General features: G+C 35.7%; 24 protein-coding genes and 2 tRNA genes. 10 read left to right on the top strand and 16 right to left on the bottom strand.

Features of this window, described 5'->3' with window-relative positions:
• Window positions 1-31 precede the first annotated feature (31 nt).
• From ABH942_RS02985 to ABH942_RS02965, 5 genes are all read left to right on the top strand, one after another.
• Window positions 32-104, top strand: a tRNA-Gly gene (locus ABH942_RS02985).
• 15 nt (window positions 105-119) lie between these two features.
• A tRNA-Leu gene (locus ABH942_RS02980) sits at window positions 120-205 on the top strand.
• Between the two features lie 184 nt (window positions 206-389).
• Window positions 390-1,280, top strand: a complete 891-nt coding sequence (locus ABH942_RS02975) for a hypothetical protein (protein WP_370029512.1) — start codon at window positions 390-392, stop codon at window positions 1,278-1,280.
• 41 nt (window positions 1,281-1,321) lie between these two features.
• Window positions 1,322-1,675 (top strand): STAS-like domain-containing protein, encoded by a 354-nt coding sequence (locus ABH942_RS02970; protein ID WP_370029511.1) that lies wholly within the window; start codon window positions 1,322-1,324, stop codon window positions 1,673-1,675.
• Window positions 1,662-2,198 carry a PIN domain-containing protein gene (locus ABH942_RS02965; protein WP_370029510.1) on the top strand — a complete coding sequence of 179 codons (537 nt, stop codon included), beginning with the start codon at window positions 1,662-1,664 and terminating at the stop codon, window positions 2,196-2,198. Before ABH942_RS02970 ends, ABH942_RS02965 begins: the two co-directional genes overlap by 14 nt.
• Before the next feature lie 314 nt (window positions 2,199-2,512).
• Here the strand turns inward: ABH942_RS02965 and ABH942_RS02960 are convergent, their stop codons facing one another.
• A complete protein-coding gene (locus ABH942_RS02960) occupies window positions 2,513-3,088 on the bottom strand; it encodes a thioredoxin-like domain-containing protein (protein WP_370029509.1) in 576 nt (191 codons plus the stop codon).
• A 45-nt stretch (window positions 3,089-3,133) separates the two neighbouring features.
• A complete protein-coding gene (locus tag ABH942_RS02955; protein ID WP_370029508.1) occupies window positions 3,134-3,565 on the bottom strand; it encodes a hypothetical protein in 432 nt (143 codons plus the stop codon).
• 316 nt (window positions 3,566-3,881) lie between these two features.
• Here ABH942_RS02955 and ABH942_RS02950 point away from each other — a divergent pair, with 316 nt between their 5' ends.
• Together ABH942_RS02950 and ABH942_RS02945 are read left to right on the top strand one after the other, a co-directional pair.
• Complete coding sequence (locus tag ABH942_RS02950; protein WP_370029507.1) at window positions 3,882-4,919, top strand: OmpA family protein; 1,038 nt, start codon at window positions 3,882-3,884, stop codon at window positions 4,917-4,919.
• A 145-nt stretch (window positions 4,920-5,064) separates the two neighbouring features.
• Entirely contained in the window at window positions 5,065-5,415 is a 351-nt protein-coding gene (locus ABH942_RS02945) for a DUF1508 domain-containing protein (protein WP_370029506.1), read from the top strand.
• A gap of 246 nt (window positions 5,416-5,661) precedes the next feature.
• On the opposite strand, the gene ABH942_RS02940 is transcribed toward ABH942_RS02945, so the two are convergent.
• The 4 genes from ABH942_RS02940 to ABH942_RS02925 form a co-directional block, all read right to left on the bottom strand.
• Window positions 5,662-5,895 (bottom strand): hypothetical protein, encoded by a 234-nt coding sequence (locus ABH942_RS02940; RefSeq protein WP_370029505.1) that lies wholly within the window; start codon window positions 5,893-5,895, stop codon window positions 5,662-5,664.
• Window positions 5,896-6,147: 252 nt separating this feature from the next.
• On the bottom strand, window positions 6,148-8,289 hold the full coding sequence (locus tag ABH942_RS02935) for a S46 family peptidase (RefSeq protein ID WP_370029504.1): 2,142 nt from the start codon (window positions 8,287-8,289) through the stop codon (window positions 6,148-6,150).
• 96 nt (window positions 8,290-8,385) lie between these two features.
• Window positions 8,386-8,832, bottom strand: coding sequence for an N-acetyltransferase family protein (locus tag ABH942_RS02930; protein WP_370029503.1), 447 nt, complete (start codon window positions 8,830-8,832; stop codon window positions 8,386-8,388).
• 19 nt (window positions 8,833-8,851) lie between these two features.
• The gene (locus ABH942_RS02925; protein WP_370029502.1) at window positions 8,852-10,078 is read right to left on the bottom strand and encodes a 3-deoxy-D-manno-octulosonic acid transferase; all 1,227 of its coding nucleotides are present in this window, start codon (window positions 10,076-10,078) and stop codon (window positions 8,852-8,854) included.
• A 99-nt stretch (window positions 10,079-10,177) separates the two neighbouring features.
• On the opposite strand from ABH942_RS02925, the gene ABH942_RS02920 reads away from it, so the two are divergent.
• Both ABH942_RS02920 and galE read left to right on the top strand, forming a co-directional pair.
• Window positions 10,178-11,308, top strand: a complete 1,131-nt coding sequence (locus ABH942_RS02920) for a DegT/DnrJ/EryC1/StrS family aminotransferase (protein WP_370029501.1) — start codon at window positions 10,178-10,180, stop codon at window positions 11,306-11,308.
• A 66-nt stretch (window positions 11,309-11,374) separates the two neighbouring features.
• Window positions 11,375-12,391: a UDP-glucose 4-epimerase GalE gene (gene galE, locus ABH942_RS02915; protein WP_370029500.1), complete on the top strand. Its 1,017-nt coding sequence runs from the start codon at window positions 11,375-11,377 to the stop codon at window positions 12,389-12,391.
• 56 nt (window positions 12,392-12,447) lie between these two features.
• On the opposite strand, the gene fabD is transcribed toward galE, so the two are convergent.
• The 8 genes from fabD to ABH942_RS02875 form a co-directional block, all read right to left on the bottom strand.
• Window positions 12,448-13,323 (bottom strand): ACP S-malonyltransferase, encoded by an 876-nt coding sequence (fabD, locus tag ABH942_RS02910; RefSeq protein ID WP_370029499.1) that lies wholly within the window; start codon window positions 13,321-13,323, stop codon window positions 12,448-12,450.
• A 309-nt stretch (window positions 13,324-13,632) separates the two neighbouring features.
• On the bottom strand, window positions 13,633-14,301 hold the full coding sequence (locus tag ABH942_RS02905; protein ID WP_370029498.1) for a YiiX/YebB-like N1pC/P60 family cysteine hydrolase: 669 nt from the start codon (window positions 14,299-14,301) through the stop codon (window positions 13,633-13,635).
• A 34-nt stretch (window positions 14,302-14,335) separates the two neighbouring features.
• The gene (locus tag ABH942_RS02900; protein ID WP_370029497.1) at window positions 14,336-14,851 is read right to left on the bottom strand and encodes a DUF4878 domain-containing protein; all 516 of its coding nucleotides are present in this window, start codon (window positions 14,849-14,851) and stop codon (window positions 14,336-14,338) included.
• A gap of 131 nt (window positions 14,852-14,982) precedes the next feature.
• Complete coding sequence (locus ABH942_RS02895; RefSeq protein ID WP_370029496.1) at window positions 14,983-15,933, bottom strand: bestrophin family protein; 951 nt, start codon at window positions 15,931-15,933, stop codon at window positions 14,983-14,985.
• 45 nt (window positions 15,934-15,978) lie between these two features.
• Entirely contained in the window at window positions 15,979-16,701 is a 723-nt protein-coding gene (locus ABH942_RS02890) for a hypothetical protein (RefSeq protein WP_370029495.1), read from the bottom strand.
• Window positions 16,702-16,777: 76 nt separating this feature from the next.
• Window positions 16,778-18,166: an ATP-binding protein gene (locus ABH942_RS02885; RefSeq protein WP_370029494.1), complete on the bottom strand. Its 1,389-nt coding sequence runs from the start codon at window positions 18,164-18,166 to the stop codon at window positions 16,778-16,780.
• Window positions 18,166-18,846 carry a response regulator transcription factor gene (locus ABH942_RS02880; RefSeq protein ID WP_370029493.1) on the bottom strand — a complete coding sequence of 227 codons (681 nt, stop codon included), beginning with the start codon at window positions 18,844-18,846 and terminating at the stop codon, window positions 18,166-18,168. The genes ABH942_RS02885 and ABH942_RS02880 overlap by 1 nt, the downstream gene beginning before the upstream one ends.
• A 127-nt stretch (window positions 18,847-18,973) precedes the next feature.
• Complete coding sequence (locus ABH942_RS02875; protein WP_370029492.1) at window positions 18,974-19,195, bottom strand: (4Fe-4S)-binding protein; 222 nt, start codon at window positions 19,193-19,195, stop codon at window positions 18,974-18,976.
• Window positions 19,196-19,338: 143 nt separating this feature from the next.
• Between ABH942_RS02875 and ABH942_RS02870 the strand changes: the two genes are divergently transcribed.
• Complete coding sequence (locus ABH942_RS02870; RefSeq protein ID WP_370029491.1) at window positions 19,339-20,973, top strand: hypothetical protein; 1,635 nt, start codon at window positions 19,339-19,341, stop codon at window positions 20,971-20,973.
• A gap of 200 nt (window positions 20,974-21,173) precedes the next feature.
• Here ABH942_RS02870 and ABH942_RS02865 read toward each other — a convergent pair whose 3' ends face one another.
• Both ABH942_RS02865 and purT read right to left on the bottom strand, forming a co-directional pair.
• The gene (locus tag ABH942_RS02865) at window positions 21,174-21,518 is read right to left on the bottom strand and encodes a DUF6370 family protein (protein ID WP_370029490.1); all 345 of its coding nucleotides are present in this window, start codon (window positions 21,516-21,518) and stop codon (window positions 21,174-21,176) included.
• A gap of 7 nt (window positions 21,519-21,525) precedes the next feature.
• Window positions 21,526-22,686, bottom strand: coding sequence for a formate-dependent phosphoribosylglycinamide formyltransferase (purT, locus tag ABH942_RS02860; RefSeq protein ID WP_370029489.1), 1,161 nt, complete (start codon window positions 22,684-22,686; stop codon window positions 21,526-21,528).
• Between the last annotated feature and the right edge of the window lie 80 nt (window positions 22,687-22,766).

Here is a 22,766-nt window from a genome sequence, read left to right as displayed (position 1 = left end):
TCAAGTGTTGCAGTTCTTATCAATACAGTATGCGAAAATAGCTCAGTTGGTAGAGCGCGACCTTGCCAAGGTCGAGGTCGCGGGTTCGAGCCCCGTTTTTCGCTCAAATTAAAGTCCATGCTCGGATGGTGAAATTGGTAGACACGCTGGACTTAAAATCCAGTGAACAGTAATGTTCGTGCGGGTTCAAGTCCCGCTCTGAGTACAAAAGCCCCTTATTAAGGGGCTTTTTTTGTTTAAGGCAGTTCTTCTCATAAAAAAAACAATGGAGTGTTTGGTGTTCCTGCCGTAATGCTCTTATTGGATTTTTTAATTAACTTTTCATTATAAATTGATTGTAAGCCTTTTTCATTATATTTGATAATATAAATTTCAAAAAGAAAAATAATTTGGTTACCCATACGGTTTACTTGCCAAAATCTGTTCATAGTGATTTTGAGGGGTATGATTATCTTATCATGCTTATAGATGAACTAAAAGTTTTTGATAATAGTTTAATAGTTTTTGATTTTAAGAAAGTCTTTTTTATTGAAGCAAATCTCTGCGCTTTACTTGGGGCTATATTTGAGATTTTAGAAACAAAAAAAAATATTATTTCGGTTGTTAATATGAACGATGGAGTAATGTCAATATTGTGTAAAAATGAATTTCTGTTAAAGTTTGGATTAAGCACCGTAATTGATTATCATGATACTTCCATTACGTATAAAAAATTTACTCCAAATGATGATACAAGTTTTAGAGAGTATATAACAACTCAGCTTATAAATCGAAACGATTTCCCGACAGTAAGTAAAGAACTTAGTAAAAATATTGTACAGAATATTTTTGAAATATATGAAAATGCCAGAACTCATGGGTTATGTGAATTTATCCATACGTGCGGGCAATATTATCCAAATAAAGAGGGTCGCCCACTTTATTTTACAATAGTTGACAAAGGAATGAATATTAAAGAAAATGTTTCTTTATTTCTAAAAAGAGATATATCTGCGGAAGAAGCTATTAAATGGGCAATGGTTAAGGGGAATTCAACAAAAACAGGAACTATTTCAGGCGGTCTAGGGTTAGCAATAATTTTTGAGTTTATAATGCATAATAAAGGGATGATACAGGTAATTTCATCAAATGGATATTATGAATATCGTAATGGGGTAATCGAAATGAATACCTTTAATTATGTTTTTGACGGGACTATTGTAAATATTAAATTTAACTTTAATGATACTAATGTTTACTGGTTAAAAGAAGAAGAGGAAAACTTTGATAATATTTTTTAAATTTATACCTTTGCACCAATGAAAAATATCAATAATTTACCATGAAACACTTGATTATCAAAGATATAATTCAATCTGAATTAGCTGTTTCAACAGAAGATGGTGAAAAAGTTTTTGAAGAAATTGATTTTTATCTTCAAAAAAATGAAAAAGTTGAGCTTGATTTTGCTGGAATTAGAATTATGATTACGGCTTTCTTGAACGCAGCTATCGGTTCTCTTTATAGTAAGAAGGAATATACTAGTGCATTCCTAAATGAAAATTTAAAACTTGAAAATGTTGAAAATGAAGATTTGAAACTTTTCAAAGATGTAATTAAAAGGGCAAAAGAATACTTTTCAAATAGGGAAGGATTCGAAAAGAATTCTAATGATGCTTTCTATGGCCGCGATTAATATTAATGACGTTAAAATTGGTTTTAGTGACCAATTTTTTTTTGATACAAATATATGGTTGCTTCTATTTGGGACTGTTGCAAGTATGAATAAAAAAGAACAGAAAGAATATTCAGTTTTTTTTAATGAAGTGTTGCAAAAAGATAAGCCGATTTATATTACATCTATGATAATATCTGAATTCGCGAATGTGTTGCTGAAGAGGGATTACAAACAATGGATCGCAACAAATAAATTTGTTGGAAAAAATTATAAATTAGATTTTGTAGGGACAAGGGATTATGTAGATTCCGTTGATACGATTTCCATTTTGATTAAGAAAATCCTAAAACTTGCTATTGTTGTTGGAGACAATTTTAATGCGTTAGATAGTAGTTCAATTTTTAATAATTTCAAAGCCGTTGATTTTAATGATTCTTATATATTAGAATTGGCAAGAGTGAATAATTATAAGCTTATCACTAATGATACTGATTATTTAAAGCTTGCTACTAATGTTGATATTATTTCAGCACAGGTATAATGAGGTTATTTAATTAGATAACCTGAAATTGGCATTGCTTTTTAAATGAAAAATTTCATGTTGCTGCAGTGAAGTTGTGGTATTTTGGATAAAGAAAAAATAAGCCATTTGGGAAGCTCTTTATATAGAATAACAAATTTTAATTTTTTTAAAAAATATATATGGTTGCAGAACTTAAAATCCAGTGAACAGTAATGTTCGTGTGGGTTCAAGTCCCGCTCTGAGTACAAAAGCCCCTTATTAAGGGGCTTTTTTTGTTTTAGGCTGTTTTAAGAGTATAAGACAAAATTATAACTGTGATTTGTAAGGATTGATTATTTAAGAATAGAATCAATCCGATTGTAAATGTCTACACTGTCTATTTTGCCTTTATAGCTATAAATCGTTTTCTGCTTGTTTAAAATATAAGTAATCGGAATTTCTTCAGAATCTATTTTGATAAAATAATTATCTGAAATAGATTCTTTACTGTTTAATTGGTTTAGTATGTACTTCCTGTAAGGGAAATTCTCTAAACTGATATCTTCAAAATCAAATTTACTTGTGGAAAGGAATGATTTGATCTTTACAGAATCCTTGTCTGTCGAAAGTGAAAGAAAAACAATGTTCTTTTTGTCAGAATACTGTTTTTTTAATCGATTCAATAGTGGCATTTCTTCAATGCAGGGTTCACACCATGTGGCCCAAATATTTAATACAATTACATTTTCATCTTTATAGTATTTGTCATAAAAGGGACTGTTTTTAAATGCATATTTTTCAGCTTCTTTATATTCTTGCGCTTTGGTTGTGATTCTTACGTTTTTTAATATGTCAGAATCTTTAAATAGTAAAAAAAGGAATAAAAAGAAACCAAGAATAATGATGAATAAGAGAAGTGCTTTCTTCATAACTATGGTGTTGATAATGAATTAAAGTGTATTATTAGATTCTTTTTATTTATTAATAATTTTAGGGATAATGTAGTAATTGTTTTTGTCTACTTGAACTTCGTAAACTGTATTCTGGACTATGTATGTTTTGCCGTCCTCAAATTTTTCTTCTGAGGATTTTGTAATCCGAACTTCTTTAATGTCGGTAATGCCGGTTTTTCTTTTAATTTCATTGACAGCATTGCTGATATTTGCTTTTGTACTCTTGTTTCCTCCGTCAGTGCTGACGAAATAACAATTCCAGCTACCATAACCGTTTGGATCGCAACAAATCCTTACATCAGTTGAAACTGAAATAAAGCCAATACTAACTTCTATTGTAAAAGTACGACAAGCAAAGATGCTTTCTTTTTTTGTAGCTGGTGGAAGTCCTTTCGCGTTGGAGTAAATGCTTAGTAAAAAAATGGCTGATAAAGTGAATAATAGTTTTTTCATCTAAATAGGTTTTAGGTTTATAAAATATATTACAGGCTTTTATGTAAAACTATAGTTGTAAATCAATTTAGTTACCTGACTAATGTATGAAAATATTTTAAATAATCAAATTTTTGTTATAAAAATATTTTTAAGTTATAAAATAAAATATAAAGAGTGAATAAAACTTTTCTTTTCTAGAAGTTTTTACACCTATTGATTTTGCCAACTTAATTTTCACAAGTCATACTTTCATGTCAGTAAAACATTTTACTTTGTACTCTGTAACTTTTTTACTTAATAAACTACTAATGCTCAACTATTAAACAAAACTCCTATGAACACAACAACCAATCTATTAAAAAAGATGAATTTTGGCAAGACAGCTGCGGTAGCTTTATCTGTACTGGTTATTTCTTGTAACTCTGGTGGTAAAAAAGACCAGCAAGGAACGGAAAATGACAGTATTCCTGCTGCAGAAGAAACGGCAGCTCCAACAGCGACAAAAGCAAAAGTATTTGATATCAATACGTATCCGATATCAGAAAAAGCATTAGGTGCTTTCCCTTACTTTAACCTGCCGGAAGGATATTATAATTACAACAAGAACAAGCCGGTAGATTATGATCGTGCTTATTTCTGGGTTGGCGATCATTTTGAAAAACCGGAAGGAAAGATTTTTTACGATTATGTAAGGGCTAAAGAAGGTAAGTCGTACAGCGACCTGGAATTGTCAAAAAACATAGAGCAAATCATAACTGAAGTAGGTGGTGTAAAGATAACAGAAGGTAAAGTGCCTCAGGATTCAGTTGCTAATATTCCTCAAAATAATGGTTTGAAATATAAAGACGGATATGGATTTATTGGGCAAATGCCGACAGTAACGTATTTGATTCGTAGAGCCGACAGAAATATCTGGGTACAGCATACGCCAACGGACGATGGTAGTTCTATTGGCTGGATGATATTAGAAACCAAACCGTTTAAAGCAACAGCGTCACTAATCAAAGCAGAAGCGATGAAACAAGAGTTAGATAAAACGGGACATATAGCATTGTATATAAATTTTGATACGGATAAGGCGACAATCAAATCGGAGTCAAAACCGGTGATTGACGAAATCCAAAAACTTTTAAATAGCGATCCTAAATTGAAAATCAGAATTGAAGGGCATACAGATAATAGCGGGGCTGCTTCTCATAATCTAAAACTGTCAGAAGAACGTGCTAAATCTGTAAAAGATGCGCTTGTAGCGGGAGGAATTAGCGGTACACGTTTAGAATCAAAAGGCCTGGGGCAAACAGTTCCTTTGGCTGATAACGGAACGGAAGATGGCAAGGCAAAAAACCGCCGCGTAGAAATCGTGAAGTTGTAATATTTAGTTTCCTATTGTTGGTGTCGCCTTGTGAGGGTTGATATTTATTCTTACATTTGACATACTATCATTAAAAGAATAATCAATTAATGAAAAAGCCTCTCTATTGGGAGGCTTTTTTGTCTTTAACCACTTTGAATTTTATATGGGCGCATTCGTTATTAGCAAAAAGGACGAAGATCACTACAAGTTTGTTTATACTTCGCGTAAAGGTAAGATCGTCTTTACCAGTATGACTTATGAATTGAAAATGGATTGCGAGAGCGATATTGAGATTATCAGAGCTAAAGCTGAGACGGCACTTTGTTTGAAATTTAAGGCATCAAGCGGTAAGTATTTTTATAAGCTAATCATCGATAGCAAGATTTATGCTGTTAGCAGAAAATTCAATACAGAATTGCGATTGGCAAAAGGAATTGCCGAGGTGGCATTGTATGTGCCAAAGGCAGAGGTCTTGGATTTTACGGGAGCAGATATTTTTGCTGATTTACCGTAGTTAACTTTAATTGATTATCTGAAACCTTATACCAAAAACAAACTCCAATAATTTTATATTTTTTCTTGCTTTGCGGCTCTGCGCCTTTGCGAGTAACTATTCCACGCAAAGGCGCAGAGCCGCAAAGTTCCTAGATAATAGAATTGTTGAATGTTATCTATCTGGTATAAACTTCCAATAGTCTTTAACTTTAAGGCATAAAAAAACCCTGCTATAAGCAGGGTTATTTTTTTTACTGTGTGCTAATTATTGTTTAGCAGGAGCAGCAGTTTCAGTCTTTGCAGCTTCAACTTTAGCGTCTTCAGCAACTTTAGTGCTATCAACAGTAGCTTCAGCGTTTACTTCAGCGTTTTCAACAGCTTGAGTAGCTTCAACTTCTGTAGCTTCAACAGCAGCATCTTCAGCTGGTTTTTCAGTTTCTTTGCAAGAAACAAATGCCATAGTAGCAACTAATGCTAAGCTTAATACAACTTTTTTCATCTTACTAAATTATAAAGGTTAATTATTAATTCGGAGCAAAGATATAAATTTTTTGATATCTTAAAATATTTATTGTCTTTTTTTTTAAAGATTTTTTTTTAAAATAAATTCCTTGAATTACAAGGCTTTAAATAGGGTATTTGTCATTCAATGCTTGTTAAAAACCACAATAGAAGTTTCAATCCGTTGAATTTTCAAATTTACCGCCCTATTTTTCGTCAATCTTTAAAAAAACAGGACGTAAATTATCAATTATTTCTTTCCTCCAACGACCTTCATTTCATTAATCAGGTGTTTTGCACCAGCAAACTTGTCAATAATGAATAGAACGTATCTCATATCGACCATAATGTTTCTACAAATAGCAGGATCGTAATAAATATCACTCATCGTTCCTTCCCATACACGGTCAAAATTCAATCCAACAAGATTTCCTTTGGCATCTATGGCAGGACTTCCTGAATTTCCTCCAGTGGTGTGGTTAGTTCCGATAAAACAAACCGGCATTTTTCCATTCTTTCCGTATTGCCCGTAATCTTTTTTGTTATAAAGATCAATCAGCTTGGCAGGGACATCAAATTCATAATCGCCAGGCACGTATTTCTCCATAACACCATCCAAATAAGTAGCGTAATTATAAGTCACGGCATCACTTGGAGAATAGCCTTTTACTTTTCCGTAGGTAACCCTTAAAGTGCTGTTAGCATCTGGGAAAATTCGCGCTTCTTTAGGACTTAATTCTAAAATACCTTTCATGTAGGTTCTTTGTAATGCGGCAATTCTAAGATTGATTTCTTCGTATTTTGGAGCGACTTCTTTTTGATAAACATCAGTCATCGATTTTACGAACTGATAACCTTTGTCTGCATTGATCTTAGCCAGTACGCTTTTTGTATCGCCGCTCAATAATTCTTTCAAGCCTTTGTAGGTTGTCAGCTTTGACTGTTCGTAAATTTTGTCGGTTAGCTTTTTATATTCTGAGTTTTTCATGCTTGCCGGCAAAAACTGCTTTGGTACTTTGGTAGCATATAATTCAATCAGCTGTTCAAAGACTTTTTCGTCTACAGTAGCATTAAAATCTTTATAGGTTTCTTCCAAAGCCTTGATAGTAGCTTCTTTTCTGTCTTTAAAAGACTGTTCTCCTCTAACATTATATACCTGCTCCAATTGGTAAAGACGGTATCCGATAGTTAGCATTTCTGTATTTCTTAATACAACTTCGGTAAAATAATCTCTGCTTAACGCATAAGGAGCAATTTCTGCATAATTTTTTTCAAAGTCAGTAAACAGGTTTCCATATTCTGCCTGTTTTCCTGCTTTGTTTACTTTTTCAAGAAAATCTTTTTCAAATTTCTTTTTCGCTTCAACGGCATTTGATTTTTTCAATCCTTGAGTTTCGCCAATCCATTTTTTCCAATAGTTAGCAATGCTCGCATATTTAGAAGCATATTGGATTTTGATTGCCTTGTCTTTTCTCATGAAGCCATCGGCCACTTTTAAGGCTTTGTCTCTGATTTCGATTTTAGCAGGATTCAATTCGTTTACGATCTGTTCTACAGCAACAGACGGAAGGTATTCCGTAGTTCTGCCAGGATATCCAAAAACAAGAGTGAAATCATTTTCCTCTACACCTTTTATAGAAACCGGAAGGAAGTGTCTCGGAGTATAAGGAACGTTGTCTTTTGAATAGGCGGCCGGACGGTTATTTTTGTCGGCATAAATTCTGAATAAAGAAAAGTCACCTGTATGTCTTGGCCATACCCAGTTGTCTGTATCCGAACCAAATTTTCCTATAGATGATGGCGGAGCACCTACCAAACGCACATCTTTGTAGCTTTCCACTACAAAAAGAATGTATTGGTTTCCTTCGTAAAAAGTACGGATTCGGTTTTCCTGCCAGGCTTCTTTTGGAGAAGACTTTGTCAGGGAAGCAATGTTTTCCTGAATTTTTTTCTGCTTATCGATTTCAGAAGAAATAGCGGCTACTCCGTCTAAAATTTTGGCAGTTACATCCTCGATTTTTACGATAAAGGTTACTTCCAGGTCTGGATTTGGAAGTTCTTCTTCCAAACTCATTGCCCAAAAGCCGTCTGTTAAATAATCGTGCTCTACTGTAGAATGTGATTGGATTTCGCCAAAACCACAGTGGTGGTTTGTAAGAAGCAACCCTTTTGGAGAGATAACTTCAGAAGTACAGCCACCGTTAAATTGAGGCACTGCATCTTTAAGGCTCGATTTGTTTACGTCATAAATGTCAGAAGCTGACATTTTCATTCCCAGATTTTTCATTTCTGTTTCATTCATCCCTTTTAAAAGCGATGGAATCCACATTCCGCCTTGCTGCGAATAGGCAGGAAGAACCAGTAAAAGGACAAGAAGTCTTAAAAATTTCATAGGTAAAAATTGAAGTTTAGAGCTCGCAATTTACAATTTTTGATCCAAAACCGAACTATTTAACGGTTCCTGAAATTTTTAAAGCCTTTTTTAAAGTTATTTTAGAGTCAGTTTCATGAGGCTTCGATTGTGAACCACAAAATCTTTGGAAAGGTATAATTTCTGGGCAATCTTATTGTGGTTTTCTATTTCGAGGTAAATGATTTTTAATGATAGGGAATGGGCTTCCTGATGGATGAAGTCTAAGGCTTTTTTACCTATTCCTTTGCCTCGGGCGGTATCAGAAATATATAACTCATCCAAAAAAGCAATGGTGCCTTTGTATTCAAAACTGAAAATAAAAGTCATGATGATATAACCTACTATTTCCTCGTCTGAATAAATTAGCCAGGCTCTTCCTAAATACGGTTTTTCTAAAAACTCCAGAAACAAACTCCTTGAAACAGCTATGTCGATAGGATAATTGTCAATGCTATAAAATTCCTGCATCATTGGCAGAATAGTGTCGATATCTGAAATCTGCAAAGGTCTGAAAGTTGCCATGTCTGTGTTTTTTAATGGATTATAAGTTATTTAGGATGATTTCCGTAGCATTTTTATTCATCTGGACAAAGGTGCTTGCAACATGTCCTTTTTCGGAACGTTCGTCTTCATTTTGAATCAGGAAAGTGAGGGTTTCTTCTAATTCCTTTTTGTTTTTCACTGAAATACAGCCTCCCATTCCTACTAAAGCAACGGCTTCAGAAAATTTCTGATAATTCGGACCTATAACGATAGGTATACCAAAAGTGGCGGGTTCTAAAATGTTATGTAGGCCAGAAGTCCCAAAACCGCCTCCTACATAAGCAATGTCTGCATAACTGTATATTTTTGTGAGAATACCTATTGTGTCGATAATAAAGACATCATACTCTGACAGGGTTTTATTCTTTATTTCTGAAAACAGAATAGTTTTTTTTGAAATACTATTTTTCAATTCTGCAATCTGTTCCGGTTTTACATTATGGGGAGCAATAATAAATTTAACGCCAAAAGGATTTGTGTTTATAAAATTAACCAATTGGCTTTCATCTTTTGGCCAGGTACTTCCGCAAACGATGGTCAATTTGCCATCTTTGAATTTTTCTACAAAATCTAAAGAATTATCCCGTCCTAAAATTTTTAGTACCCGGTCAAAACGGGTGTCGCCGCATATTTTTACATTTTGAAAACCAACCTGCTGCAATAATAATTTAGAACTTTCATTCTGCACAAAAAACATTTTGAAAGCAGTTAATGCCTTTCGGTAAAAACCACCATACCATTTAAAGAAAATCTGGTCTTTTCTGAAAATCCCGGAAAAGAGATAGGTTGGAATATTTCGTTCTTTTAATTCTTTCAAATAATTTGGCCAGAATTCATATTTGATAAAAAATGCCATTTCCGGATGTACCAGTTTTAGGAACTCAGAAGCATTTTTTTGGGTGTCTAAAGGAAGGTATACGATTATATCAGCAGCAGTTGAATTCTTTCTTACTTCATATCCTGAAGGCGAAAAAAAAGTCAATATGATTTTATGTTCGGGATACAGGCTACGGATTTTTTCCATAACAGGAAGTCCTTGTTCAAATTCGCCAAGCGAAGCGGAATGAAACCATATCGTTTTGTCTGTTGGCTGGATTTTATTACGCAAAGTCTTGAAAACATTTTTTCTTCCGTTTACAAAAAGCTTCATTTTCGGATTTAAAAATGCGATTGCTTTTAAAGCATATCCCGCAATGATTACCAACAGATTATAAAGAAAAAACATAAGCCTGATTTTGAATTGCTAAAATACGCTAGTTTCGAGAAATTTCATTGGTTGTCCATCATTTTATTAGTAGTTTTGCTTGTTTTAAATTTAATTTAGATGAAAAAAATCCAAATGGTTGACCTCAAGGGGCAATACGAAAATATAAAGGAAACAGTAAACAATTCTATTCAGGAAGTTCTCGATACCAATACTTACATCAACGGCCCTGAAGTCCACAAATTCCAAAAAAATCTTGAAGAATATTTAGGCGCAAAACATGTAATTCCATGTGCAAATGGTACAGATGCTTTGCAGATTGCCATGATGGCGTTAGATTTAAAGCCTGGTGATGAAGTCATCACGGCAGATTTTACTTTTGCGGCAACTGTTGAAGTGATTGCGCTTTTGCAACTGACTCCGGTTTTGGTAGATGTTGAAATCGATACTTTTAATATTTCTGTTGATGCAATAAAAAAAGCAATTACACCAAAAACAAAGGCAATTGTTCCGGTTCATCTTTTTGGACAGGCAGCCAATATGGAGGCAATCATGCAATTGGCGAAAGAACACAATTTGTATGTAATTGAAGACAATGCTCAAGCCATTGGAGCAAATTACAGATATTTTGACGGTAAAAAAGAAAAAGTAGGAGTGATTGGTCATGTGGCTTCCACATCTTTTTTCCCTTCAAAGAATTTAGGATGTTATGGTGACGGTGGTGCTATTTTTACCAATGATGATGATTTGGCTCACAAATTGCGCGGAATCGTAAATCATGGTATGTATGTGCGTTATCATCATGATGTTGTGGGTGTGAATTCTCGTTTGGATAGCATTCAGGCAGCGGTTTTAAATGCAAAGCTTCCTCTTTTGGATGAATATAATGCTGCCAGACAGCTTGCAGCTCAAAAATACAGCCAGGCTTTGGCAAACCATAAAAATATAGTTACACCTTATATTGCAGGAGAAAGAGATTCACATGTTTTCCACCAATATACTTTAAGGATATTGGATGCTGACAGAAATGCTTTAATGCAACATTTGTTAGATAAAGGCATTCCTTGTGCTATTTACTATCCGATTCCGTTGCACAGCCAGAAAGCATATCTGGATTCTCGTTATAAAGAAGAAGATTTTCCAATTACAAACCAATTAGTACAGGAAGTAATTTCATTGCCAATGCATACTGAACTGGATGATGAGCAGATTAAGTTTATCACGGATTCTATTCTTGAATTTCTTGGATAATCATCATAAGAACAAAACGGCAAATACCTTTTAGATTTTACCATCATTACCAAAAGAGCAAATAAATTGAAAAAAATATTAGTTACAGGAGGATTAGGTTTCATAGGATCACATACTGTTGTTGAATTACAGAATGAAGGCTTTGAAGTTGTAATCATCGATAACCTTTTGAATGCAGAAGAAAAGGTGATATACGGAATTGAAGCCATAAGCGGAAAGAAGCCGGTTTTTGAAAATCTTGATTTGAGAGAAAAAGAATCTGTAAAAGCGTTTTTCAAAAAACACAGCGATATTGCCGGAGTGATTCATTTTGCAGCTTCAAAAGCAGTAGGCGAGAGTGTGGAAAATCCACTATTATATTATGAAAATAATATTAATGCCTTGGTTTATTTATTGCAGGAATTGCAGTCAAAGACTGACGCCAATTTTATTTTTAGTTCTTCTTGTACCGTATACGGGCAGGCAGAAAAAATGCCAATAACGGAAGACGCATCTGTACAACCAGCGGCTTCTCCTTATGGAAATACAAAACAGATTGGCGAAGAAATAATTCAGGATGTAGCCAAAGTATCAAGTGTCAATGCGATTCTTTTACGCTATTTCAATCCGATTGGTGCGCATCCTTCTGCAGAAATAGGAGAACTTCCTATTGGAGTGCCGCAAAATCTTGTGCCTTTTATTACTCAGACAGGTATGGGACTGAGAAAAGAGCTTTCGGTTTTTGGATCGGATTATCCTACTCCTGATGGTACCTGTATCCGCGACTATATTCATGTTGTGGATCTGGCAAAAGCTCACGTTGTTGCTTTAAAAAGATTGATTGGAAAGAAAAATGAAACCGCTGTTGAGGTTTTCAACGTTGGAACAGGTAAAGGTAGCAGCGTTTTAGAAGTTATTCATTCCTTTGAAAAGGTTAGCGGACAAAAATTGCCATACAAGTTGGTTGGAAGACGTGAAGGCGATATAATAGAGGCTTATGCAGATACTCAAAGAGCAAATGCCATATTAGGCTGGAAAGCAGAATCGACTTTGGATGAAGCTATCGAAAGTGCCTGGAAATGGGAAAAGAAAATCAGAGGTTAGATAAAATAAAAAAATCCCGCATTTTAATGCGGGATTTTTTATGCAGTAGTATCAGATTAAGCAGAAAAAGTAGCTGCTTCTTTATCAATTTTGTTAACCAATCCGATCAGTACTTTTCCAGGGCCTACTTCTGTAAAGGAAGTGGCGCCATCTTTAATCATTTGCTGTACAGATTGCGTCCATTTTACCGGAGCTGTCAATTGTGTGATAAGATTCTTTTTAATTTCATTTGGGTCAGAAACCGCACTTGCAGGTACATTTTGATATACCGGACAAACAGGCTGAGAAAAAACTGTGCTTTCAATAGCGGCAGCCAATTCCTCTCTGGCAGGTTCCATCATTGGAGAATGGAAAGCGCCACCTACAGGAAGAATTAAGGCGCGTTTTGCACCGGCAGCTTTCATAGCTTCGCAGGCTTTTTCAACAGCTGTTGTTTCACCAGAAATTACGAGTTGTCCCGGACAGTTATAGTTAGCTGCAACCACAATGCCGTCAATAGAAGCGCAAACTTCTTCAACAATATGGTCTTCTAAACCTAAAACGGCTGCCATTGTAGAAGGAGTAATCTCGCAGGCTTTTTGCATGGCCATCGCTCTTTGAGAAACCAATTTTAATCCGTCTTCAAAAGATAAGGTTCCATTGGCAACCAAAGCAGAAAATTCACCTAAAGAATGGCCGGCCACCATCTCCGGTTTGAAATTATCGCCCAATGTTTTGGCAAGAATAACAGAGTGCAGGAAAACTGCAGGCTGGGTTACTTTGGTTTCTTTTAGCTGTTCGGCTGTTCCTTCAAACATGATATCTGTGATTCGAAAGCCTAAAATTGCATTGGCTCTTTCGAATAATTCTTTTGCTAGTTCTGATTGTTCGTAAAGGTCTTTTCCCATTCCTGTGAATTGGGCTCCCTGACCTGGAAATACGTATGCCTTCATTTGTTCTCAGTTTTGTTTATGTCGCAAAAATACTATTTATTCTTAAATGACTATCGGGAAGTTTGTATCAGATAAAGAAAATCTGGTTTTGATACGACTCGCTTCAATTGCAATTTTTTATTTTAGTCGCAGATTATCACGGATTAAAATAATTACGCTGATTTAAGAAGTTTATACCAGATAAGTAACATTCAAAATTTCTATTATTAGGAACTTAGTGCCTTTACGTGAAGTAGTTGCTCGCAAAGATGCAGAGCTGCAAAGCAAGAAACTTATTGAAATTTGTTTTTGGTATTAGGTTTCATATAATCAATTATTCTTACTATCGTATTGATTTATCTTGATGTCGAAATATTGGGTGTCATACATGGGAGTCATAGAAAAAAAGAATTTTTTCCGAGCTTCAGCTTCAGTTGGTAAAGTGACACAGTGCAAGTCTTTTTCCAAAATTTTCCAGATCATTTCAGTACAGAAAAATTTTGAATCATCATCAAAATCCCCTTTATGGTCAAAAGGGATATGCATGGCAAGATATTTTTGTGCTAGTTGTGAAATTTTCGCCCCCATATTTTTATCGCAGTTTTTGGCCCGCGTAATGATGATTTTGTTCGGGAAGGAATATTTTAAAAATTCTTTGAGGGGTTGGAGTTGCAATCCGTCAACGTCTGTGACGTCTGAAGATAAAGAGTGCACGACATATATGGAGTCGTTGCGTTTTATTAGGATGCCCGCATGCGTAACATCGATGGGGCCTGAATTGAGTTCTTTGGAAATATAATTGCTAAAAAAACCAAAGCCTCTGCGAAGAATGAAGTCACCTTCTTCAATTTTTGAAAGCTCTTCTTCCGAAAGCCGAGTTATAGCTTCATTTTTTATAATGTCTTTCTGTTCTGATTTTTTATCAAAATAAAAAAACAGCTTGTAGGCGACAATTCCCAAAATAAAAAGCATTGCTATGTAAAAAATAAATTTCTTCATTATAGCAATGCTTTTATAAATGTTTAAAGTTTAGTTATTCTGCCGTTTCTGTTGAATCAGCAGGAACAACTGGAGCATCAGCAGGAGCTGCTAAAGAATCAGTAGCTTCTGTGTCAGCACCTGGAGCTTTTGCACCTTCTTTATTAGCGTTTTCCTTATCGATAGTTACTTTCCATTTTCCGTCAACTTTTACCAAGTTAAGCGTTTGTTCAGCACTAGTTTCTGCTTTACCTCCAACAGTTTTGTATTTTACGGTAGCCTTATCGTCTTTAACTTCAGAAGAAATAATTTCAACTTTTGCGTCGTTCTTTTTTAGCTCGTCTTTTTTAGCACCAGCCATAGATTCCATCATTCCGATTAAAGAAGCTGTCTGCTCGTCACAATATTCTTTTGCTTCTTTGAACTCTCCTTTATTGACGTGGTTTAGGAATTTTTCTGCTACCGCTTCAGGATTGCTGTCATTAGAACATGAAACAAAAAAACTGAAGGATAAGAATCCTAAGATTAAGAATGCTTTGCCAGCAATGCTTCTGAAAGTGTTTGTCTTCATAAATTGTTTTGTTAGATTTATGTAAAAGTAAAATTTTTTCAGATATAACAAATAAAGAGAGCGTAAATGTTTTTGTATTTACTAAAAAACCGACCTTATTTTAAGGTCGGTTTTAGAAAAAGGGATTAAACTTACAGTACAAAATACGAATTTTTAACGGGTTGGATATGATGGAGCTCAACTTCCGGTTTTTTGACCGGAGTTTCGAATTCATCGCGGAATTCATTTACCATCTGAACCAGATTGCTTTCGATTGTACTTGAAATAGCAGTCATCGGCGTATCCGTTGGTCGGTTTTCAAACGGATCTTGCAGATGGATAGCCATCTTTTCGATCAGGAAGAATGCCGCACCAATAGTTGTTACCAACGGAATTTGCAGCCAGCCTAATAAATCGGTCAAGCCAAAAGGCAAGAGAATGATAAAAAGGCATAACGTGAAGCGGATGTACATGCTATAAGTGGTTGGGAAGATTGTATTTTTAATTCTTTCACACTTTCCCATAGAATCGCAGAGTCTTGTTAACGTATTGTCAATTTCTACTTGTTGGTAAGTGTTTATCTTCCCTTGTTCGTTTGCTTTTTTCAGGTCTTTGGAATGCAATAGCAATATGGCATTCGGAACATGTTTGTGCTTTTTGATATATCTGAAATCTTCTTCGCTTAAAATTTGCTTTACTGCCTTTAAAGGATCTTTTCCTCGAAGCGATTGGCTAAGGCTATAGCACCATGCCGCCTGCCTTTTTGCAAAATTTTCTTTGAAGTCATTTGCTTCTACTGAAAAATCAGGATCTTTATAGAAAGCAATGACCTGTCTGATTAATGTTCTGGAGTCGTTTACGATAGCGCCCCAAATGATTCGGGCTTCCCACCAGCGGTCATACGCCTGGTTGGATTTAAATGCCAACAGTAGCGATATGATAGTACCGATAATTGTTGGGATAGCAATTGGAATGTTTATGGCATTAGTCCCATAATAGTTTAGGAAAACTTCAAAGGAGATAACGTATAGGATGACCAGGAAAAGCTCGACTTTGATCTTTCCCAGTACATATTTCATTGGTATTTTCTTTTTTAGTAGCATATATATGTATTTTGTTTCTTAATAATTTTTCCATGGCCAGCGGATTTAGACAATTTCCTCATATAGAGACAATACGGGCAGGCCAAAACTTTCATTAATGCTGAAGTCTCTGTTTTTCAGCTTGATTTTTTTAGGTTTTCTTGTTTCTATCAAAAGATTGATATTATTTTTTGTAATGGCTTCTGTAAGCAATGGCTGGATTTCCTCTGGTTTCTGGTCGCTGAAAATTTTTGCCTGACTTACAATTCTGAAATCAAAATGATTCTGAATGAGTTCTTGCAGGTCTTCAACGTGCAGCCTTGATTTTGTTTGTTCCAGATACAGGGCTTTGCTTAAATCCTGTTCTTCAAAATTCGGACTCAGATGTAGTATCGGGCATTTGCAATTGGCAAGAATCTGCAGGAATTGATTGTGTATTCTTCTTTCGGTATTTTTATAAGAAGGTGTAAGGATGGTCAATTCGATGTTGAGGTGTTCCATCAGGTTTTTCATTACCGGAGCAGAAATTCCATATTGGTTGTGGATTTTCAACGTGCAGTTTTGTGTAGCTGTAACCAAATCACGACAGCTATCCAAAATGCTTTTTTGAGAAACGCTCATGTCGCTTTTAATGTTTCTTAAAAAAGCAGCAGAAGAGTAGGTGTCCGGAATTTCACCGACCAATGCTAAAAAGATAGTACAGCTTTTTCCTTTTGATTGCTGAACAGCAACTTTAATAGCATTAATTGTGTCCTGTTCTAATGTCGATGGTATTAATAGGTTTTTCATATGTATAGCGTTTTAATTATACATACAAAATAACAGGGCCGAAATTAGAACGGTCTTAGATTAAAATTAGAATTTCTTAAGATTTTACATTAGAATTTCTAATGTTGGTTTTATGGAAGGTAATATTTACGACCGTACCTTTTCCGGTTTCAGACTGGATGTGGAGTTCTCCATTGTGCATGCGGATGATTTTCATTGCCAGAGGCAGTCCTAGGCCGTAACCATTATATTTGGATGCGATCTTTCCTCTAAAGAAAGGTTCATACAAATAAGGAATGTCTTCTGGTGGAATACCAATGCCGATATCGGTAATAGCAATCTTAATTTTTGATTTGTCGGCAGAAAGCGTTACAAAAACTTCGTCGTTATCGGAATATTTCACGCCGTTTGAAATGATATTGTTTAATGCCAATTCCAACAGCGGCCTGTTGCAAGGAATCGTTAGCAGCGATTCATCTTCCGGAATAGCATTCAGTTTAATGTTGACGCGATTGTTTGGAAATAAAGTATCAATTGAAGCTTTTGCTTCCAAAAGCAGCTCATCAATTCTGGCAATATCCAATACTTGCTTGGTTCCGTCATAACCTGTTTGAGTCAGTTTTAGTAAGCTCTCGGTCAAATTGCCCAGTTTGGTAGCCTGGCGATTTATATTTTCTAATGAACCGACGTATTCTTCAACTTCTCTTTCTTTTAATAGCATGATTTCCGTTTCGGCTATAATGGTAGTAATAGGTGTTTTGAGTTCGTGCGAAGCATTGTTGATGAAGTTAGCCTGTATTTCAAAAGAAGTTTCCAGACGATCCAGCATATCATTAAAAGTTTTCGTAAGATCAGATATTTCGTCATTTCCTTCGGCATCAGCCAATCTGTTGTGAAGGTTTGAAGCACTGATTCTCTTAACTTCTTTGGTAATTCTGGCCATAGGATCAATAACACGACGGGCTAAAAGTCTTCCGAAAAAGAAAGCCAAAATCAAGAATCCGGCTCCTCCCAATACTAAAATCTGCACCATATATATGGCACTTGTATATCCTCGGCGGTCTTTTGCGGTAACAATTACCATATATTTTTGCCCGGATTCCTTAAAAATCTGGCCATAATAATAACTGTAGTTTTCTTCGATCCAGCTGGATCCGGTTTTCATCACACTGGCATAAAATTCCGGAGGAAGATGCAGATCAGTGTTGTATTCGAAGGTGTTTTCTCCGTTTACTTTTAGGACAAAGTCTTTTTCTTCGACCAGTTCTTCAAGTCCTTCTTTTTTGAATTCTTTAAAATAACGCGTCTTGCGTAGATCATTTTGGTAATAGATTGAAGAAGCAATTTTTGCCCGATCCTGAAGCCTTTTCAGAAAATAATATTCGTTATTCTGCTTGAACAGAAAAAAAACCACCACGCTCAAAAGCAACGTGCTTAAGCACGAAAGCGCAATATAGGTAACGGTAATTTTTTTTCGTATCTGCATTAAGATTGAGGTTTGATTACATATCCAAGACCTTTGATGGTGTGGATCAATTTGTTTTGGTAAGGTTTGTCTATTTTGTTTCTCAGATAATTAATGTAGACGTCGACAACATTCGTATTCATATCAAAATTGATATCCCATACATTATCCAGAATTTTTTCACGGGATAGGATGATTTCTGTGTTTTTTGCCAAATAATATAATAATTTGAATTCTTTGGCAGTAAGCTGTATGGTTTCGCCGTTCCGCTTTACGGTTTTTGATCGGGAATCAATCTCCAAATCATCAATCTGGATTTTGTCGTTAGGCTTATGATCCTGGCTTGATCTTCTGGCCAAAGCGCTTATGCGGGCTTCCAATTCTGAGAATTTGAAAGGTTTTGCAAGATAATCATCGGCACCTGCATTTAATCCCGTCACAATGTTTTCTGTTGTTCCCAATGCAGTCAATAAGAGAATCGGGACAAAATTTTTAGAGGCTCTGAGTCGTCTGCAGATTTCGATTCCATTAATGTCTGGGAGCATGATATCCAGAATAATCACATCAAAATTGTGGTTTTGAATCATTTCGAGAGCAGTGGTGCCGTCAAGAGCTACACTAACTTCATTGTTTTTTTCGGAAAGTCCTTTTCGAATAATCGATAAAAGATTGGGTTCGTCTTCAACAATGAGTAGCTTCATATAAGTGGGGTTTGGTGCTTCAAACAAAAATAAAGATTGAAATGTTAAAATTTTGTAAAACGTAAATTACAATCGTTGTTTTTGCGAAAATTCTAAGAATAAGGACAGATTGATGAAGTATGCAAAATTATGATGGATTATTTTGATAAAAACTTAAAGCTCCCGAAGGGCATTTTTTTACCGTATCGATAATTTTATCGCTTGATGAGCCGTCAATTTGAATCCAGGGTCTCATTTTGGGCTGAAAAACCTGAGGATTGTTTTTGACACAATTGGTTGAATGGATGCATTTTTCTGCTTGCCAGACAACCGTTACTTCTCCATTTGAATATTCTTTCTTATCTTCCATGACATCCTAGTTTTAAAGGTTCGTATTGAGTGTATTATAAAGGTAGAAAAAACTTTATAAAATATTCGAATAATCTGCTTTAGGAGAGATGTAACATTTTTAAGGTTCTTAGACTTATTAAGCAAACTAAATAAAATACCACCATGAAAAAAACTATTCTGATTCTCATCCTTCTTTTAATCGGCTTCTTTTTGTTTTATACTATATTGCCAGTTATCAGTTATGGCTTCGTGGGTCTGCCGTTGATACTACTATTTCTTGCATTGATGGCGATTGTGGTTTTTTCTAAAGTAGAAGTAACGTCAAAAGCAAGAAAACTGAATATTTTTTCAAAAACGAACAAAGTTTTGTTTTTTTTGTCTTTCGGACTTTTGTTCTATGTATTGGTTTTGCCGCTAGTGACTTCGCTTCCGATGTTCAGAAGTGGTGCCTACCAAAAACTAATTGGGAAGGTTGAAAATGGAGATGATCTTAAAAATCATATAGCACCCATCTCTTTAGATAAAATCAGAGTGGTTGATGAAGAACTTGCAATGCTTTTGGGTGAAAAAATTATAGGTTCGCAGCCATCATTGGGTAGTCAGGCCGAGATAGGAGAGTTTACAATACAAAAGGTAAATGACGAATTATATTGGGTTGCACCATTGTTGCATACCGGTTTTTTTAAATGGTATAAGAATTCTGAAGGAACTCCGGGTTATGTAATGGTTTCTGCCACCAATGAAAGAGATGTTAAGCTAATCCAGAATGTCAACGGAAAAGCGCTTAAGATTAAATATCAGCCGGCAGCTTATTTTGGTTCAAGAATTGACAGGCATGTTTATTTCAATGGTTATGCAACAGTAGGGTTAGAAGATTTTAATTTTGAGATTGATGATGCGGGCAATCCGTATTGGGTTGTTACCAAATACAAAAAGACAATAGGTTTTGCAGGAAATAATGCTACAGGTGTTTTAACGGTCGATGCTCAGACAGGAGAAATAAAAGAATATGATATTAACAATACACCATTATGGGTTGATAGAATACAGCCGATAAGTTTTATCCAGGAACAGCTTAATGATTGGGGCGAATATGTACACGGCTATTGGAATTTTTCGAATGAAAATAAATTGCAAACTACAGAAGGATTGACCTTGGTTTATGGAGAGAATCATAAATCATACTGGTATACCGGTTTGTCGTCTGTTGGAAAAGAAGAATCAACTGTAGGATTTGTATTGGTCGATACGCGAACCAAAGAAACGACTTATTATAAGCAAAGTGGAGCTACAGAATATGCTGCACAAAGTTCAGCCGAAGGTAAAGTTCAGGAAAAGGGATACCATGCTTCGTTGCCAATTCCATATGTAATCAATAATATCCCGACTTATGTCATGACACTTAAAGATGATGGAGGTCTGGTAAAAATGTTTGCAATGGTTTCTATAAGTGACTATACAATTGTTGGAGTAGGGAATACGATGAGGGAAACACTGATGGCCTACAAGAACGTATACAATATGGCAGATAATGGGATAAATCCAGAAAGTATCACCAGTAAAAAAAGTGTGAAATCGGTAGTAACGAGAATCAGCAGTGATGTCAAAAACGGAAACAGTTTCTATTATTTTACGGTAAAAGATTATCCTAATATTTTTGTAGGATCGTCTCAATTGTCCAACGAACTCCCGGTAACGGTTGTTGGCGATTCGATTTCAATTTCTTTTGATGTAGATTTAGAGGAAGTGATTGATGTTTCGAGTTTTGAAAACAAGAATATCGGAAAGAAAAAATAATAAAAAAGCGCCCAATTTGGGCGCTTTTTTTATGCTAGGATTAAGCAATTTATTTGGACGCATTAAGCGAAATGATAGAAAGCAAAAGAATTTACTTTCATGACTTCTTCTTTATAGACTTAGCGGCTCTGCGTCTTTGCGTGAAAATAATCTCTCGCAAAGACGCAGAGCCGCTAAACATTAAGCGTGAAACTTATAAATTATTTACCTTCGGGAAGCAATTTGAATGAAGTTGCTACAAAACGATTGTTTTTGACTTCGCCTGTAACTTCTGCTTTTCTGATTTTGGAGCAAAAACCATCGTCAGCATGAGAATCGCCGTGGTCGTCAATTCCGGTACCGTCAACAAAATACGGTTTCCCGTCAATACGAACGGCAAGGTCACAACCATGTCCTTTCATTCCAAACTTGCACTGTCCGCAGGACGCTTCCACTATTTGAGATTTTGGTGTGGTCTTTTTTGAGTTTACTTTTTTCGCATTTGAATTTTGTGCGTTGGCGACAAAAGATAAAAATAGGAATGCGATAGCGATGATGTTTTTCATATAGAATTTATTTTACGGTTATTAGCCTGGCTGCGTCTTTAGCTCTTTCAACTACTTCTTCTACCGGTATGTCAAGAGAATCGTTTGTTAAGGCTACTCCCATTCTGCGATAAGGTCTTGTTGTCGGTTTGCCAAAGATTCTGAAATCGGTTTTGGCAAGTCCGGCAATTTTTTCAATGCCTTCGTAAGCCGGGTTTGACGAGTTTTCTGATGCAAGAATCACGGCACTTGCTCCGGCTTTTTCCAGTTTTATTTCAAAAATAGGCAGGCTCAAAATGGCTCTGAGATGCAATTCAAATTCGTTAAAATTTTGTGTTCCGGCCAAAGTCACCATTCCCGTATCGTGAGGTCTTGGAGATAACTCGGAGAAGTATACGCCATCATCTGCCAGAAAAAATTCTACGCCAAAAAGACCTGCGCCTCCTAAAGCTTCAGTTACTTTTTCAGCCATGTCTTGTGCTTCAAATAAATCCTTATCTGAGATTCGTGCCGGCTGCCAGCTTTCCTGATAGTCACCACGTTCCTGCCTATGTCCAATTGGAGCGCAGAAAAGCGTCGGGTTATTGTTTTGGGTAATGGTCAGTAAGGTAATTTCAGAATTGAATTTTACAAAAGCTTCTACGATAACTTCTACAACATCGCCACGTGAACCTTCTACGGCATAGTTCCATGCTTTTTCAATGTCATCTGGAGATTTGATGGTTGATTGTCCTTTTCCGGAAGACGACATCAAAGGTTTTACTACGCAAGGAATTCCAATTTCTTCAACGGCTTTATGTAATTGTTCGGAAGAAGTAGCATATCGATAATTTGCAGTCTTTAAACCCAGTTCTTTTGCTGCCAGATCGCGGATTGCTTTTCGATTCATAGTGAAGTTGGCTGCTTTCGCAGAAGGAACCACGGTATATCCTTGCTTTTCGTAATCGTAAAAACGTTCGGTACGGATGGCTTCAATTTCCGGAACTATAAAATCAGGTCGGTGTTTTGCTACAATCTGATCTAAAGCGTCTCCATCGAGCATGTTGATGACTTCAAATCCATGAGCTACCTGCATGGCAGGAGCATTTTCGTAACTATCAACAGCAATCACGGTTTGTCCGATGCGCTGGGCAGCAATTGTGAATTCTTTTCCTAATTCTCCGGAACCGAGTAATAATATTTTTGACATTTGGTATCGTTTTAAATAACCCTTTCAGGGTTTTAAACCCTGAAAGGGTTATGAATAAAAAAGCCCCAAGTTTCCTCAGG

It is taken from the genome of Flavobacterium sp. 28YEA47A (assembly GCF_041262125.1).
Taxonomy (GTDB): Bacteria; Bacteroidota; Bacteroidia; order Flavobacteriales; family Flavobacteriaceae; genus Flavobacterium.
This window is presented reverse-complemented; position numbering and strand designations above follow the sequence as displayed.

Excerpts from the sequence above, each read along its gene's own strand:
- ABH942_RS02905 (WP_370029498.1), bottom strand. The coding sequence starts at position 14,301 with ATGAAGAAATTTATTTTTTACATAGCAATGCTTTTTATTTTGGGAATT.
- ABH942_RS02920 (WP_370029501.1), top strand. The coding sequence starts at position 10,178 with ATGAAAAAAATCCAAATGGTTGACCTCAAGGGGCAATACGAAAATATA.
- ABH942_RS02935 (WP_370029504.1), bottom strand. The coding sequence starts at position 8,289 with ATGAAATTTTTAAGACTTCTTGTCCTTTTACTGGTTCTTCCTGCCTAT.
- ABH942_RS02870 (WP_370029491.1), top strand. The coding sequence starts at position 19,339 with ATGAAAAAAACTATTCTGATTCTCATCCTTCTTTTAATCGGCTTCTTT.
- ABH942_RS02880 (WP_370029493.1), bottom strand. The coding sequence starts at position 18,846 with ATGAAGCTACTCATTGTTGAAGACGAACCCAATCTTTTATCGATTATT.
- fabD (WP_370029499.1), bottom strand. The coding sequence starts at position 13,323 with ATGAAGGCATACGTATTTCCAGGTCAGGGAGCCCAATTCACAGGAATG.
- ABH942_RS02960 (WP_370029509.1), bottom strand. The coding sequence starts at position 3,088 with ATGAAGAAAGCACTTCTCTTATTCATCATTATTCTTGGTTTCTTTTTA.
- ABH942_RS02895 (WP_370029496.1), bottom strand. The coding sequence starts at position 15,933 with ATGCTACTAAAAAAGAAAATACCAATGAAATATGTACTGGGAAAGATC.
- ABH942_RS02875 (WP_370029492.1), bottom strand. The coding sequence starts at position 19,195 with ATGGAAGATAAGAAAGAATATTCAAATGGAGAAGTAACGGTTGTCTGG.
- ABH942_RS02930 (WP_370029503.1), bottom strand. The coding sequence starts at position 8,832 with ATGGCAACTTTCAGACCTTTGCAGATTTCAGATATCGACACTATTCTG.
- ABH942_RS02945 (WP_370029506.1), top strand. The coding sequence starts at position 5,065 with ATGGGCGCATTCGTTATTAGCAAAAAGGACGAAGATCACTACAAGTTT.
- ABH942_RS02865 (WP_370029490.1), bottom strand. The coding sequence starts at position 21,518 with ATGAAAAACATCATCGCTATCGCATTCCTATTTTTATCTTTTGTCGCC.
- ABH942_RS02925 (WP_370029502.1), bottom strand. The coding sequence starts at position 10,078 with ATGTTTTTTCTTTATAATCTGTTGGTAATCATTGCGGGATATGCTTTA.
- ABH942_RS02900 (WP_370029497.1), bottom strand. The coding sequence starts at position 14,851 with ATGAAGACAAACACTTTCAGAAGCATTGCTGGCAAAGCATTCTTAATC.
- ABH942_RS02940 (WP_370029505.1), bottom strand. The coding sequence starts at position 5,895 with ATGAAAAAAGTTGTATTAAGCTTAGCATTAGTTGCTACTATGGCATTT.
- ABH942_RS02965 (WP_370029510.1), top strand. The coding sequence starts at position 1,662 with ATGGCCGCGATTAATATTAATGACGTTAAAATTGGTTTTAGTGACCAA.
- ABH942_RS02950 (WP_370029507.1), top strand. The coding sequence starts at position 3,882 with ATGAACACAACAACCAATCTATTAAAAAAGATGAATTTTGGCAAGACA.
- ABH942_RS02970 (WP_370029511.1), top strand. The coding sequence starts at position 1,322 with ATGAAACACTTGATTATCAAAGATATAATTCAATCTGAATTAGCTGTT.
- purT (WP_370029489.1), bottom strand. The coding sequence starts at position 22,686 with ATGTCAAAAATATTATTACTCGGTTCCGGAGAATTAGGAAAAGAATTC.
- ABH942_RS02890 (WP_370029495.1), bottom strand. The coding sequence starts at position 16,701 with ATGAAAAACCTATTAATACCATCGACATTAGAACAGGACACAATTAAT.
- ABH942_RS02955 (WP_370029508.1), bottom strand. The coding sequence starts at position 3,565 with ATGAAAAAACTATTATTCACTTTATCAGCCATTTTTTTACTAAGCATT.
- ABH942_RS02885 (WP_370029494.1), bottom strand. The coding sequence starts at position 18,166 with ATGCAGATACGAAAAAAAATTACCGTTACCTATATTGCGCTTTCGTGC.